This window comes from Lactiplantibacillus fabifermentans DSM 21115, from assembly GCF_000498955.2.
In the GTDB taxonomy this organism is placed as follows: domain Bacteria; phylum Bacillota; class Bacilli; order Lactobacillales; family Lactobacillaceae; genus Lactiplantibacillus; species Lactiplantibacillus fabifermentans.
In genome coordinates this window covers 1-13,002 of the sequence record NZ_AYGX02000162.1, presented here as the reverse complement: position 1 = coordinate 13,002, position 13,002 = coordinate 1, and the positions used below count along the sequence as shown (strand labels likewise).

Sequence of the window (13,002 nt, the reverse complement as noted above, 5' to 3'; positions counted from 1 at the left end):
TACTAGCAAATTGTAAATAAGGATTGTTACCGCTATCAAAGATAGTGGGCAAAACCTGATAATTTTGTGTGACGTGATACACTAGTAGTATCACGTAATGTGAAATTATGAGGTTTTTTATTTTTGGACCAAGAGTCGAGGGGCGTGAGGCATGCAGATCAAGAAGGTTTTTAATAATAATGTGTTGTTAGCTGAGCGTCAAGGGCATGAAGTGGTCTTGACCGGTAAAGGCATCGGCTTTCAAAAGCATGTTGGTGATGCGGTTGACGAAGCGCGGGTGACCAAGATTTTCACCCCAAACGAAGACAACTGGCTCGCTAATTTGCAAGCGCTGATGACCGATATTGAACCGGAATACTTTGAGCTCGCGTCACAAATTATTGCGTTAGCGGAAAAGCAACTGGATACGAAGTTTAACGTTTATTTGTTAATTTCCTTGACCGACCATATTCATTTCGCGGTTTATCGCCATCAACACCACATTGATATCAAAAATGAAATCTTGTGGGAAATCAAACGGATTTATCACCGTGAATTTCAGGTGGGCAAACAGGCGTTAACTTTGATCAACGATACGGTTGGCGTCCAGTTGCCGGAAGATGAAGCCGGATTTATCGCGATGAAATTCGTGGAAAATACGATGGCGAATTCCGATGCCGACCAGACGTTAGCGATGACGAAGCTGATTAACGATGTGTTGAATATTGTGAAATATCAACTTCAGCTTACGATGCCGGACGACAGTATTAGTGTCCAACGGTTCTTAGTCCATCTGCGCTTCTTTGCGGAACGGTTAACGCTCAAAAAAGCGGACCGGTCGCAAGGCGCGGATGATCAATTCTTATTCGAGCACGTTTCTAAGCAGTACCCGCAAGCCTTTGCCTGTGTGCAAAAGATTGTGGCGTTCATTCAAAAGACGGCCCAACAGCCGGTTTCGATGAATGAACAAATTTATTTAACGATGCACATTCAGCGGATGTTGAATGAAGCTAAATAATCATTGAGATTGTAACTATTAAATTAGGCAAAACTCAAGCAACTAGCGATTAGGCCGGTCATGGTCTAGTTCCTAGTGGCTTGAGTTTTTTATATTCTAAGGAGGAAATTCGTATGGATTATCGTGAATTAGCCCAACAGATTCTCGACAATATTGGGGGTAAAGCCAATATTAGTAAGGCTTGGCATTGTGCCACGCGGTTACGCTTTAATTTGAAAGCGGTTGATAAAGCCAATACTGAAGCGATTGAAAATTTAGATGGGGTCATTACGGTTGTGCAAAGTGCGGGCCAATATCAAGTAGTTATCGGCAACTCGGTCGCAAAAGTATTTGAAGCTTTAGCCGACTTAGCGGGGTTAGCCAATCCGGATACGACACCGGCAGCGGATACCGAAGATGCGCCCAAACAAAATATCTTAAATCGGTTTATCGCGTTCATTTCAGGAATCTTCACCCCATTTTTGGGCGCTTTAGCCGGGGCCGGGATTTTAAAAGGGTTACTCGCCTTGTTTGTCGCCTTGAACTGGATGAGTGTGAATAGTGGGCAGTATAAGATTTGGTATTCCGCGGGGGACGCCATCTTCTACTTCTTGCCAGTATTCTTAGCCTTTACGGCGTCGAAACAATTACACGTCAATCAATTTGTCGGCGTGTCACTTGGGGCGGCGTTGCTCTACCCCACATTAGTGACCGTTATGACGAATTCCACAACTTTGAAATTCTTCGGGATTCCGGTCGTACCAACGACGTATACGTCGACAGTGATTCCCATCTTGTTAGCGATTTGGGTGCTCTCGTATTTGGAACCTGTTTTGGATAAAATTTTCCCAGAATCCATTCGCAACATTTTTACGCCACTGTTGTCATTATTAATCATGGTGCCATTAACGCTACTCGTCGTGGGACCAATCGGTGGGGCCATCAGTAACGCCTTAGCTGACGGGGTCATGGGAATTTACAACTTCATGCCAATCGTCGCTGGGATTATCATGGGGGCGTTCTGGCAAGTCTTCGTTATCTTTGGGGTACATTGGACCTTCGTCCCATTGATGATGAACAATATTGCCAAGATGGGCTATGATCCGTTGTTGCCAATCTTAAGTGCCGCCGTTCTTTCCCAAGCGGGCGCCGCTTTAGGGGTCTTCTTGAAATCTAAAGATACTAAAATGAAAGCCTTGGCTGGTTCTAGTGTTTTGACCGCCATCTTCGGGATTACCGAACCAACGATTTATGGGGTCACTTTAAAACTCAAACGCCCATTCTACTGTGCCGTTGCCGGTGGGGCGCTTGGTGGGGCCATTATCGGCGCTGCCAAAGTCCACGCTAGCTCGTTTACGTTACCGAGTTTATTATCCTTGCCAACTTATTTAGGCCAAGGTTTCATGGGTGAAGTCATTGGGTTAATCGTCGCCTTTGTTGTTGCGACGGTCTTGACCTTGTTGTTCGGGGTGAAAAATGATGCGCCCGCAACGACGAACGTCAAAACACCCGCCAATGTCGATGATGATACGTTAAGTGCCCCCGTTGAAGGGACCATCATTCCTTTGACCAGCGTCAACGATGAAGTTTTCGCCTCCGAAGCCATGGGTAAAGGATTAGCCATCGTGCCAAGTAATGGTGAAGTCCAAGCGCCCGTTGATGGGACGATTACCGCCGTTTACCCAACTGGTCATGCGATTGGGATTACCTCGACGACTGGCGCCGAAATCTTGATTCACATCGGGATTAACACCGTCCAATTAGAAGGTAAGTATTTTGAAACGCTCGTTAAGCAAAATGAAACCGTCAAACGTGGGCAAGTCGTCACCAAGTTCGATGCCGACAAGATAAAAGCGGCCGGATATGACACGACTGTCATGGTGATTGTCACCAACACCGCGAACTACGCGGCAGTTATGCCAACCGATGCAACCGAAGCCGACCACAATGCGATTTTAACGTTACAACCACAACCAGAAACGACTACTGAGGGGGACTTAGCCCATGTATAAAAAAGATTATCCAAAAACATTTCCTGACAACTTCTTATGGGGCGGCGCAACCGCGGCCAACCAAGTTGAAGGCGCTTGGAACATCGACGGTAAAGGCGTGACGACGGCCGAAGTTGTCCAAAAGACGACCGACCGCAAACACATGTCGATGGGCGATGTCACCACGGATTCGATCAAAGCCGCGGTAGCTGACACGACTGATACGTTATATCCAAAACGCCGGGGCGTCGACTTTTATCATCATTATCAAGAAGATATTAAATTATTCGCGGAGATGGGCTTCAAAGTTTATCGCTTCTCGATGGCCTGGGCCCGCATCTTCCCTAAAGGTGACGAAGCTGAACCAAATGAAGCGGGGTTAGCTTTTTATGACCGCGTGTTAGCTGAACTTAAAAAATATGATATTCAACCATTAGTCACGTTATCGCATTATGAAATGCCGATTAATTTAACGCTGAAGCAAAATGGTTGGGCCAGTCGCGATACGATTGCCGCGTTCAACCACTTCACTGAAACCGTGTTCAAACGCTATCAAGGTCAGGTGCCTTACTGGTTGACATTTAACGAAATCAATACCGGGACCTGGGGCTTCCATGAAACGGGGGCCGTGGATACGAACTTGTCGCAACATGACCAATTACAAATTCGTTATCAAGCGTTGCATCATCAATTCGTCGCTAGTGCGATTGCCACCAAGCAACTCCACAAAATTGACCCTAAAGCTAAAATCGGGTCAATGCTAGCGCGGATGCAAACTTATCCGGGGTCACCAAATCCCGTTGATGTTCAAGCGGCCCAATTGGAAGATGATAAGAACTTATTCTTTACCGATGTGCAAGCCCGCGGTGAATATCCAGAATATATGAACCGTTATTTTGCTGATAATGGGATTGAAATTCAAATGGGTGCCGATGACCAAGCCATCTTGGCCAAATATCCGGTCGACTTTATTAGTTTCAGTTACTACATGACCACGGTCACTAAAGCCGATGCCGGTGAACAAGTTAACGGCAACATGGCCACCGGGGGCCGCAATCCTTATTTGGAAGAATCCGAATGGGGCTGGCAAATTGACCCAGTCGGTTTACGCATCACGCTTAACGAAATGTGGGATCGCTATCGCAAACCACTATTCGTCGTTGAAAATGGTCTCGGCGCCGTCGACAAGTTGACCGCCGATGGCCATGTCCACGATGATTATCGGATTGATTATTTGCGCAAACACATTACGCAAATGAAAGAAGCTATCGCGGATGGCGTCCAATTGATGGGCTACACGATGTGGGGGCCGATTGACTTGATTAGTTTCTCCACGTCCGAAATGTCCAAACGCTACGGCTTCATCTACGTTGACCAAGACGATGCGGGTGAAGGTAGCTTGAAACGGATTAAGAAGGATTCGTTTGCTTGGTATCAAAAAGTGATTACGTCTAATGGTGAAGATTTAGCTTAGGGTGCTCAACTCAATTGAATTGAGATTGCAGCAGTTGGCGGACCGTAATTCCATCGTCCTGGGACCGGTCCAAGCCTGAGAAGCGGTCTTGGATCTCGCTTTTGAGCCCAAAGATCAGGTCTCAAAAGGCGTCCGTGGTGTAAACGGGACAAAAACGCCCGTTAACGCCACCTTCAGGACGATTCCATTACGGTCAGCCAACTGCTAGTCTCAAAATAACGTCAAATATATGAAATTATGATTGAATATTTTCGATGGTGATTAGACTAATCAAAAACTAGCCGTTAAAAACCTACTCTGACAAAGAACTTTCAAAGATGTCGGTGCCGTAGCTCAGCCAAATACACGCCGAACTAACGGCACTTGCACGGCGGCTTCCATTATCACTGACGCCCAACTAAATTGGTGACTTATTCAAAATGATGCGACTACAATTTTGTGGTCGCATCATTTTTTTTGGTTGTTGTTTTGCGAATATGGTTGTTGCTGCTGTTTGTTATTTGAAGCGTGTGATAAAATCGCCGGTTTGACAGTAGTTAGGTGCCTGTTTTAGCGAAAAGTGATTGCATTCAACTGTACTACACTGTATACTACGGTGTAGTACAGTATCATACAGTGTGGAGGTGACGGCCATGGTAGTGATTGACCATGACAGCGGGCAGCCGTTTTATGCGCAGCTCGTCACAGGTTTGAAGCAAGATATTGCGCACGGTATTTTACAAGCGGGCGACCAGTTGCCGTCAGTGCGTGAAATGGCCAAACAACATTTGTTGAATCCGAATACGGTTAGTAAGGCCTACCACCAATTAGAGGCCCAGCAAGTGATTACGTCAGTGCCGGGAAAAGGCTCTTACGTGAATGCCGTGGATCCTGAAAATGTGCGCACCGAGTTACAAGCTAAATTACAACATTTAGTTGAATTGGCTGACCAAGCGGGGATTTCCATCGCGGAATTAAAAACTTGGTTGGACCAAATTGAGGGGGCAACTTCATGAGTTTAGTCATACAGAATTTAACCAAGCTAATCGACGGGCATCAGACGCTCGATGCAATCAGTTTTTCGATTGCACCCGGCCAAATTATTGGGGTGATTGGCCGCAATGGCGTCGGCAAAACGACGTTGTTTCGTACGATTAATGGACAGTACTTAACCGATGCCGGGACAGTTTTATTAGATAATCAAGTTGTCGTTGACCAGCCGGCGTTGCGGACTCAGTTGAGCTTTGTTGACCCGCAAGCTAATTTTTTTAGAGGTGCGACGGCCCAACAAGTGCAATGGTATTACCAAGCAGCTTATCCTGATTTCGATAATGCTAAATTTACGACTCTATTGGAACGTTACCATTTACCGTTGAATCGCAAATTACGCCATTTTTCCAAAGGGATGTTTGGCTTGTTCACCATTATTTTGAGTGTTTGCACGCAAGCGCAGTATTTATTTTTGGACGAACCACTCGATGGTTTAGACGTGTTGATTCGTAAAAATATTTTGAGCATTTTGATTGATGAAGCCGCCACTGGCCAACGGAGTATCATTATCGCTTCGCATAATTTGGCCGAGTTGGAAGGTGTCATTGACCGCGCCTTGATGCTTAAGGATGGCCACTTGATTCATGACTATGAACTAGAAACGATGCGGAGCCAAGCGCGCAAAATCCAACTCGTGTACCGCGATAAAAAGATTCCAGCCGTGGTCCAGCAACATGGCCATGTCGTGAGTGTATCTGGTCGTATTATCGTGGTCGTTTTTGAAGATTATACGCCGGCGTTGGCTGCGGCAATCGAAGCAACGCAACCAGTCTTTCAAGAACGATTACCGTTATCGTTGACTGATTTATTTATGGCGAACTTAACGGATGAACAAGACTTTGAGTTGCTTTCTTAAGATGGGGTGGAAGAGATGACAAAACAAACTTTACGGGGAATCCTCTGGCGCCGCTACCGCTGGCTCTTAATCGTGGCCGTGTTCGTACTGGCCTTTACGGGCGTGCGGGTGGCTTTAAATATCCAGCAAGAACCATCGTTATATTTATCGCCCGGGGCTTTCTCGATTGCGGATGAAAGTGTTTCAATGTTGTTTGTGACCTTTGTGGTGACGGTCGTCGTTGGTTTGACCTTGTTTTTAAGTGACAACGCGACCGGCTTTAGTGAATATTTGTTAAGTTTACCAATTGCCCGGCGCCAAATTTATCGGCAGAAATTAGCCCTGGCCTTAGCGACGATTATCGGTGGTTATGTCTTGATGCAAGGCTTATTCATTGCCGTGTTACAGACTCGATTTCATAGCCATCGGAACTGGTTTGATTGGTCAGCAACGGGGTATTTTGCGTTATATCAAATCGCTTGGTGGACGGTCGTCTTACTAGTCGCTTTGACCTTCAGTATTTGGGTCGGTCACTTAGTTGCTAGCATTTTTGGCGCGTTAATCTTTTTTGGTAGTACGTTATATGGTTACGATGCGCTGATTAACGTGGTTAGTGGGATTGCGCATGTCCATTATGGGCAGGTCGATTTTTTCACCAATTTAAATCCGACGACTGCTGGGGGCGTCATTGGTCACTTATTAATTTGTGCCGTGATCATTGTCGGTTTATATTTGGCCAATCAGTGGGCCTACGAGCACTTGTCGTTAGAAAATTTAGGCGAATTTTTATTGATTCCACGCCTGCGACCAGTCGTTTTGTGGAGTACGATGGTCTACTTAGCGTTAGCGGTTAGTGGGTCGCAATTCGGATGGAGTATTTTAACGATTTTGACCGGGCACGACTATTCCGACGCCCCGGTGTTGGGCGCGTTAGTTATGGCGGTGGTCGTGGCCTACTTGACTTGGGGCTTGGGTCGCTGGTTATTATATCGACCAGACCGTTTTTATCGGGTCTGGGGGTTACACAAATTAGCTTAGGGGGTCGTTGTTAATATGACAAAATTAATGAGTTTAGGCTTGATGCTTAGCGGCGTGATTTGCTTTGTTGCTTTCAACCTGATTGGGTCAACGGTAGATGCGAGTGGTTTGGTCCATGAACCATTTTTCTTAATTCCCATCGGCTACTTGTTGTTTGCTGTGGGCGCGGTGATTGGAATCGTGCGCTTAGCCCAAATTTCTCGCCAACAGCGACATCGTTAAGTGGAGGCGCACTATGAAAACACGGTATGCAATTATTCCGGCCGTTTACTTATTACTACAAAATGATTCTGGTGAAACGTTGTTCTTACGGCGTTATCAAACCGGCTATCAAGATGGCCATTTCAGCTTAGTTGCTGGCCATATCGAAAAAGGGGAAACGCCACAAACCGCGGCTGTCCGCGAGGCCCAAGAAGAAGTCGGGCTAACTATTCAGCCAGCTGACGTCACGGTCGTGCACACCAGCTACCGGCCGAATGTCGGGCGCGTCGATTTCTTCGTCCGCATGGCTCATTGGCAAGGTACGCCAACGATTATGGAAACCAATAAATGTAACGAATTAAAGTGGTCAAAGACGATGCCAACGGAAATTATTCCGAGCTTGCAGCCGATTTTGAATGATATTGTTAATGGTGAACCATTTTCAATTAATCAAGAATAGGTTGCAATGCTGTAAAGTCGGGTCACTACATTGAGATAAGTTGATTAAGGATAGCGGAGCCAGCTAGGGACCGCGTTCTGTGGTAGCAATGTTAGGCGGTGTTTTTGGCCGCCTTACTTTGCAGGGCGTCTTTGGAGACCTTCGGGCTTTGAAGGCTTCAAAGCGAGTCAGCAGACCGCTTTTTGGCTGGTGACGGTCCTCACAAACGCTGTCCCTAGCTGGCGGAGCGACAATTAAATATGAGCAACCTAAAAGGCGCCACGACTATTTTGCTTAGTCGTGGCGCCTTTTTTGGCGGCAAATCTAGTACATCATTTTTTGAAGGTATTAACGAATCTTGTTCAACCGTTTGGCAACGGTCTTGATATTTAATAAGTCCCAGTCTTCCAAGTTATGTGAGATGGAGTTGTGACCCCAAGTCCCACAGCCTAACGTTAAGGAAGGGGCGACGTTATCGTATTTGAAGCCAATCGCACCTTGGGAAGAAGGTACGTTGATCAAAGCCCGGCATGCGGTCATTTCTAAGGCAAACTTGTTCATCACGGCTTCGTCAGTCGTGTGTAACGCTGCCGTGTGACCTAAGCCACCCAAGGAAAGGCTGCGTTTCATCAAGTTGAACCCGGCGTCCGTATCTTTAGCGCGGACCACGGCCAAAACGGGTGATAACTTTTCACGTGAGAAGAGTTGGTCCCCACCTAAATCAGGTAATTCAACGGCTAAGACTTTAGTGTCTTCTGGCACATCGAAACCGGCCCATTGTGCGATTTGCCAAGGCGATTGCCCGGCAACTTTCGGGTTAACGGCTTGCTTTTCGGCGTTCATGACAATTTTTTCTAACGCCTTGAAGTTGTCACCACCGACGAAGTAAACGTGGTCAGCACTGAGTTCTTGTTTAACTTGGTCGTAAATCGTGGTGTCGACGATCAAGTTAGATTCAGAAGCACAGATCATCCCGTTATCAAAGGACTTCGACGTGATGACATCGCTAACGGCTTGTTTAACGTCGGCCGTTTTTTCGATGAAGCAAGGCACGTTACCAGGACCGACGCCTAATGCGGGTTTACCAGTTGAGTAGGCCGACTTAACCATCCCGGCACCACCGGTCGCAATAATCGTCGCGACGCCTTTGTGGTTCATTAACGTGTCAGTAGCTTCGAGACTCGGTTGCTTAATCCATTGAATCCAGTCTTTGGGCGCGCCGGCAGCCACCGCCGCGTCACGAATAATCTTGCCAGTTTCAACACAAGACTTTTGCGCAAAGGGATGGAAACCGAAGATGATGGGATTGCGCGTCTTTAACGCTAACATGGCGTTAAAAATAACAGTTGAAGTTGGGTTGGTAACCGGGGTGACCCCGGCAATAATCCCAACGGGTTCCGCAACTTTAGTAATCCCACTGACGGGGTCATCATTGATGATACCGACCGTCTTGTCATCTTTAATATAGTTATAGACGTTTTTAGCGGCGAAATCGTTCTTGGCGACCTTGTCACGGTAATTCCCACGACCGGTTTCTTCAACGGCCATCGAAGCTAATAAGCCCCGAGCAGCGTGGGCTGCTTGGGCCATGGCAGCCACGGCTTCGTCAATTTGTTCTTGGGTCATGACTTCCAAACGGTTGGCAGCCAATGAGGCATTCAACACTAAGCGATCAATTGATTGTTCAACATCAGTTTTTGCATCAATTTCTTTCAACATCGAGCGGTTCCTCCTATGCGATAAGTTACTTGTTGTTTATTTCACAAGTCTATTATAACTATTATTTCACAAATGTAAATAGCTAGTTTTTATTTTCAAAATTAAGTTACTTACTTTTTGTTTTGCCGGGATTTAGCCGTTTTCATGTGAAATAAAAGTAACCGCTTACAATATTGGTGGTAAAACAATTTAGTTATTGATTTCACAAGTGGGCAATGCACCGTTTATTTGTAAAGTGAGCCCCCAGTCTTGGTAATAAATTATTTTATATTTTTAATGAAAACCCTTACATTCAAAAAGGGCCGTGAACCCCTGCAATTAAACGGGTTTGGTTGGTTAAGAAATATCGCAAATCGGTTATCACTCCTATCTAAAGTGTGCTAAAATGAATGTGATTCAAAAATCGTATCTCTTAATTAACCTAGGAGGGTTATTTTTATGTCATTTGTAAATGCTGTTGATATGACACAAGACGCATACAAGAACCATTACGCTATTGGTGCGTTTAACACGAACAACCTTGAATGGACTCGTTGCATCTTAAAGGGTGCTCAAGATACTAAGACTCCAGTTATCATCCAAGTTTCAATGGGTGCTGCTAAGTACATGGGTGGCTACAAGTTAGTTATGGACTTAGTTGCTGATGAAATGGAAAGCATGAACATCACTGTTCCTGTTGTAATGCACTTGGACCATGGTAACTACGAAGCTGCCAAGGAATGTATCGAAGTTGGTTACTCATCAGTTATGTTTGATGGTCATGACTTACCTTTCGCTGAAAACTTAGAAAAGACTAAGGAAATCGTTAAGTTAGCTCATGCTAAAGGCATTTCTGTTGAAGCCGAAGTTGGTTCAATCGGTGGTGAAGAAGACGGTATCATCGGTGAAGGTGAATTAGCATCTGTTGAAGAAGCTAAGACTTTAGCTGCTACTGGTATTGATATCTTAGCTGCTGGGATTGGTAACATTCATGGTAAGTACCCAGAAAACTGGACTGGCTTACACTTCGATCGTTTACAAGAAATCTCAGACGCCGTTAAGATGCCATTAGTACTTCATGGTGGTTCTGGTATTCCTAAGGACCAAATCGTTCGTGCCGTTAAAGCTGGTATCAGCAAGGTTAACGTTAACACCGAAAACCAAGTTGCTTTTGCTAACGCTACTCGTGCTTACATCGAATCTGGCGCAGACCAAATCGGTAAAGGCTACGACCCACGTAAGTTATTGGCACCTGGTAAGAAAGCCATCGTTGATGTTGTTTCATCACGTATTGGCTGGTTCGAAACTCCAGCTGTTAAATAATCAGATTTTTGATTCGGAAAAGTCGACTGCGGTCGGCTTTTTCTTTTGGCCTGATTTTTGCTTGCCGTTGTGCGCCAGCGATAATTCCAGCCGCCGTGGCGACCGGTCCGAGCCAAAAAGCGGTCTCGAACCTCACTTTGAAGCTCGGCCAACCCCGCCAATCTTCAAAGATGCCGGTGCCGTAAGCTCGGCAAAATTCACGCCGAACTAACGGCACTTTCACGGCGGCTTCCATTATCACTGACGCACAACTTTTGTCGGCGGGGAGCTACAATGGTCGTATTATTTTCATAGTCATAGCAATAGCCGCCACCAAATTTTTTTGGTGGCGGCTATTCTGTATATTATTCGAATAAACAACAATGCCAGTTGATTGGTGGTTAATGTCCGAAGACGCTTTTCGAGAGAATTTACTGCGAACTTATTGCTTAAATATCACTAGCTTCAATAGCGGCCAACAATTGCTTTTCGTTGTAAAACAGTAAAACGATAAACATGACCAGATAGAGCATCAATGGAATCCACGCGTAGTTCAGTGTGATCATGTGTTGCGTGGCAACGTTTTGGGCGTGGTTAGCGGTGTAGCCGGATAAGTGGAATAACCCCGCCGTGACGAGGCCACCTAATCCTAAGCCAACGTTGACCCCAAAATCGTCAGTCGATGCTAAGATACCTTCCGCTTGAATGCCCATCGTCATGCCGTAACGAATCGTGTCGGCAATCATGATGGACACTAGGCCAATAATCAGCCCATTGCCAATTGAGTTAACGAAGGTCCCAGCAAGTAACAGCGGTAACTGGTTTACCACTGTCCCGAGCGCTAAAATAATTTGTCCCAGTGTAGCGATTCCAATCCCGGCAAGCATCGTGTGTTTCTTACCGAGATGTTTGGCGGCACTGACGATGAGCACGACGCCGATTAACGCGGCAAATGTGAAGCCGTTAACGAGTGGTACTAGACTTTCGCTATGTTGAATATATTTAAAATAATAAATCGTGGTTTGATTTTTGACAGCGGTCGTTAGCCAATAGAGCAAGATGACCGCCGAAATGATGAACCACGGTTTATTTTGCTTGAGCATGTGCCAGACATCTTTGAGTGGCTGATGCGCTTGTTCTGGTTGGCTGAAGCGTTCGCGGACTTGCAAAAAAGTATTCCAAATCAAACCTAGTGAAATAATACCGAATAAAATAATCGTATATAAGAATCCTTGTTGCTGATTACTGCCACCAAATAAAGCGACTAACGGCAACGTGAAGACCGCGACGATGATTTGGACGGCGCTGCCAAAGAATTGGCGGATAACGCCCAGCAGCGTCAATTCGTGTTCGTTTTTGGACATCGTCGGTAAAATCGAGGTGATTGGTAAGTTGACCGCGGTGTAAAAGAATCCCAACCCTAAGTAAGTCACATAAGCCCAAATGAGTTTGCCGTTACCGCCGAAGTTTGGGGTAACGAAGGTCAAGATGGCGAAGATGACGTACGGCAAGGCATACCATAAGAAGAATGGGCGACTTTTACCGAAACGCGAATGCGTATGGTCAATCATAATCCCAATGATCAAGCTTTCAACGACGTCGGCTAGGCGCGCCACCACAAATAATATCGCCGCCGCACTCGCTGACAAGCCGTAAACATCGGTGTAAAAGAAGAGTAGGTAAGTGGTCATCATTTGAAAAACTAAGTTATCCGCTGCATCACTTAACCCGTAACTGATGCGTTCTGGCCATTTAGTTTGCCAAGGCTGTTGCAAAGTATCAACCCCTGTCCAATCAATTTTGCGTAGTTAAATTGTACACCAAATGAATTGGTGAGCGAAAGAACTAAGCTCGGCGTCGAATTAGCAGTGGGGATTGTTTACTTAATACAATAACCAACAAAAAGACTGCTACAACAGTATTTTTGTCGCAGCAGTCTTTTGTGTTTAATAATCTTACATCATATTTGGTAGATTGTAAAATTAATCCGAACGCTGTTCGGACAAAAAAGATCAGCTT

Annotated in this window: 12 protein-coding genes; 9 read left to right on the top strand and 3 right to left on the bottom strand. The window is 45.7% G+C overall.

Annotated features, from left to right (window positions below; all coding sequences use genetic code 11):
- Positions 1 to 151 precede the first annotated feature (151 nt).
- From licT to DY78_RS13545, 8 genes are all read left to right on the top strand, one after another.
- Entirely contained in the window at positions 152 to 997 is an 846-nt protein-coding gene (gene licT, locus DY78_RS13580; RefSeq protein WP_024623665.1) for a BglG family transcription antiterminator LicT, read from the top strand.
- A gap of 113 nt (positions 998 to 1,110) precedes the next feature.
- Positions 1,111 to 2,988, top strand: a complete 1,878-nt coding sequence (locus DY78_RS13575) for a beta-glucoside-specific PTS transporter subunit IIABC (protein ID WP_033613573.1) — start codon at positions 1,111 to 1,113, stop codon at positions 2,986 to 2,988.
- Positions 2,981 to 4,441, top strand: coding sequence for a glycoside hydrolase family 1 protein (locus DY78_RS13570; protein ID WP_024623668.1), 1,461 nt, complete (start codon positions 2,981 to 2,983; stop codon positions 4,439 to 4,441). The genes DY78_RS13575 and DY78_RS13570 overlap by 8 nt, the downstream gene beginning before the upstream one ends.
- 632 nt (positions 4,442 to 5,073) lie before the next feature.
- Positions 5,074 to 5,436, top strand: coding sequence for a GntR family transcriptional regulator (locus DY78_RS13565; protein WP_024623669.1), 363 nt, complete (start codon positions 5,074 to 5,076; stop codon positions 5,434 to 5,436).
- The gene (locus tag DY78_RS13560) at positions 5,433 to 6,326 is read left to right on the top strand and encodes an ATP-binding cassette domain-containing protein (RefSeq protein ID WP_024623670.1); all 894 of its coding nucleotides are present in this window, start codon (positions 5,433 to 5,435) and stop codon (positions 6,324 to 6,326) included. Before DY78_RS13565 ends, DY78_RS13560 begins: the two co-directional genes overlap by 4 nt.
- Before the next feature lie 15 nt (positions 6,327 to 6,341).
- Positions 6,342 to 7,343 carry an ABC-2 transporter permease gene (locus DY78_RS13555; protein WP_024623671.1) on the top strand — a complete coding sequence of 334 codons (1,002 nt, stop codon included), beginning with the start codon at positions 6,342 to 6,344 and terminating at the stop codon, positions 7,341 to 7,343.
- A gap of 15 nt (positions 7,344 to 7,358) precedes the next feature.
- Positions 7,359 to 7,565 carry a DUF3955 domain-containing protein gene (locus tag DY78_RS13550; RefSeq protein ID WP_024623672.1) on the top strand — a complete coding sequence of 69 codons (207 nt, stop codon included), beginning with the start codon at positions 7,359 to 7,361 and terminating at the stop codon, positions 7,563 to 7,565.
- Between the two features lie 13 nt (positions 7,566 to 7,578).
- Positions 7,579 to 8,004, top strand: a complete 426-nt coding sequence (locus tag DY78_RS13545) for an NUDIX domain-containing protein (RefSeq protein ID WP_024623673.1) — start codon at positions 7,579 to 7,581, stop codon at positions 8,002 to 8,004.
- Positions 8,005 to 8,331: 327 nt separating this feature from the next.
- Here the strand turns inward: DY78_RS13545 and DY78_RS13540 are convergent, their stop codons facing one another.
- On the bottom strand, positions 8,332 to 9,702 hold the full coding sequence (locus DY78_RS13540) for an aldehyde dehydrogenase family protein (protein WP_029778758.1): 1,371 nt from the start codon (positions 9,700 to 9,702) through the stop codon (positions 8,332 to 8,334).
- 438 nt (positions 9,703 to 10,140) lie between these two features.
- Between DY78_RS13540 and fba the strand changes: the two genes are divergently transcribed.
- Positions 10,141 to 11,004 carry a class II fructose-1,6-bisphosphate aldolase gene (fba, locus tag DY78_RS13535; protein WP_024623675.1) on the top strand — a complete coding sequence of 288 codons (864 nt, stop codon included), beginning with the start codon at positions 10,141 to 10,143 and terminating at the stop codon, positions 11,002 to 11,004.
- On the opposite strand, the gene DY78_RS13530 is transcribed toward fba, so the two are convergent.
- Positions 10,997 to 11,239 (bottom strand): hypothetical protein, encoded by a 243-nt coding sequence (locus tag DY78_RS13530; protein ID WP_033613575.1) that lies wholly within the window; start codon positions 11,237 to 11,239, stop codon positions 10,997 to 10,999. The two genes, fba and DY78_RS13530, sit on opposite strands and share 8 nt — an antisense overlap.
- A 193-nt stretch (positions 11,240 to 11,432) precedes the next feature.
- Positions 11,433 to 12,758 carry an MFS transporter gene (locus DY78_RS13525; protein WP_024623676.1) on the bottom strand — a complete coding sequence of 442 codons (1,326 nt, stop codon included), beginning with the start codon at positions 12,756 to 12,758 and terminating at the stop codon, positions 11,433 to 11,435.
- Positions 12,759 to 13,002 lie beyond the last annotated feature (244 nt).

Coding starts and splice junctions, on each gene's coding strand:
- licT (WP_024623665.1), top strand. CDS start 152: ATGCAGATCAAGAAGGTTTTTAATAATAATGTGTTGTTAGCTGAGCGT.
- DY78_RS13575 (WP_033613573.1), top strand. CDS start 1,111: ATGGATTATCGTGAATTAGCCCAACAGATTCTCGACAATATTGGGGGT.
- DY78_RS13570 (WP_024623668.1), top strand. CDS start 2,981: ATGTATAAAAAAGATTATCCAAAAACATTTCCTGACAACTTCTTATGG.
- DY78_RS13565 (WP_024623669.1), top strand. CDS start 5,074: ATGGTAGTGATTGACCATGACAGCGGGCAGCCGTTTTATGCGCAGCTC.
- DY78_RS13560 (WP_024623670.1), top strand. CDS start 5,433: ATGAGTTTAGTCATACAGAATTTAACCAAGCTAATCGACGGGCATCAG.
- DY78_RS13555 (WP_024623671.1), top strand. CDS start 6,342: ATGACAAAACAAACTTTACGGGGAATCCTCTGGCGCCGCTACCGCTGG.
- DY78_RS13550 (WP_024623672.1), top strand. CDS start 7,359: ATGACAAAATTAATGAGTTTAGGCTTGATGCTTAGCGGCGTGATTTGC.
- DY78_RS13545 (WP_024623673.1), top strand. CDS start 7,579: ATGAAAACACGGTATGCAATTATTCCGGCCGTTTACTTATTACTACAA.
- DY78_RS13540 (WP_029778758.1), bottom strand. CDS start 9,702: ATGTTGAAAGAAATTGATGCAAAAACTGATGTTGAACAATCAATTGAT.
- fba (WP_024623675.1), top strand. CDS start 10,141: ATGTCATTTGTAAATGCTGTTGATATGACACAAGACGCATACAAGAAC.
- DY78_RS13530 (WP_033613575.1), bottom strand. CDS start 11,239: ATGGAAGCCGCCGTGAAAGTGCCGTTAGTTCGGCGTGAATTTTGCCGA.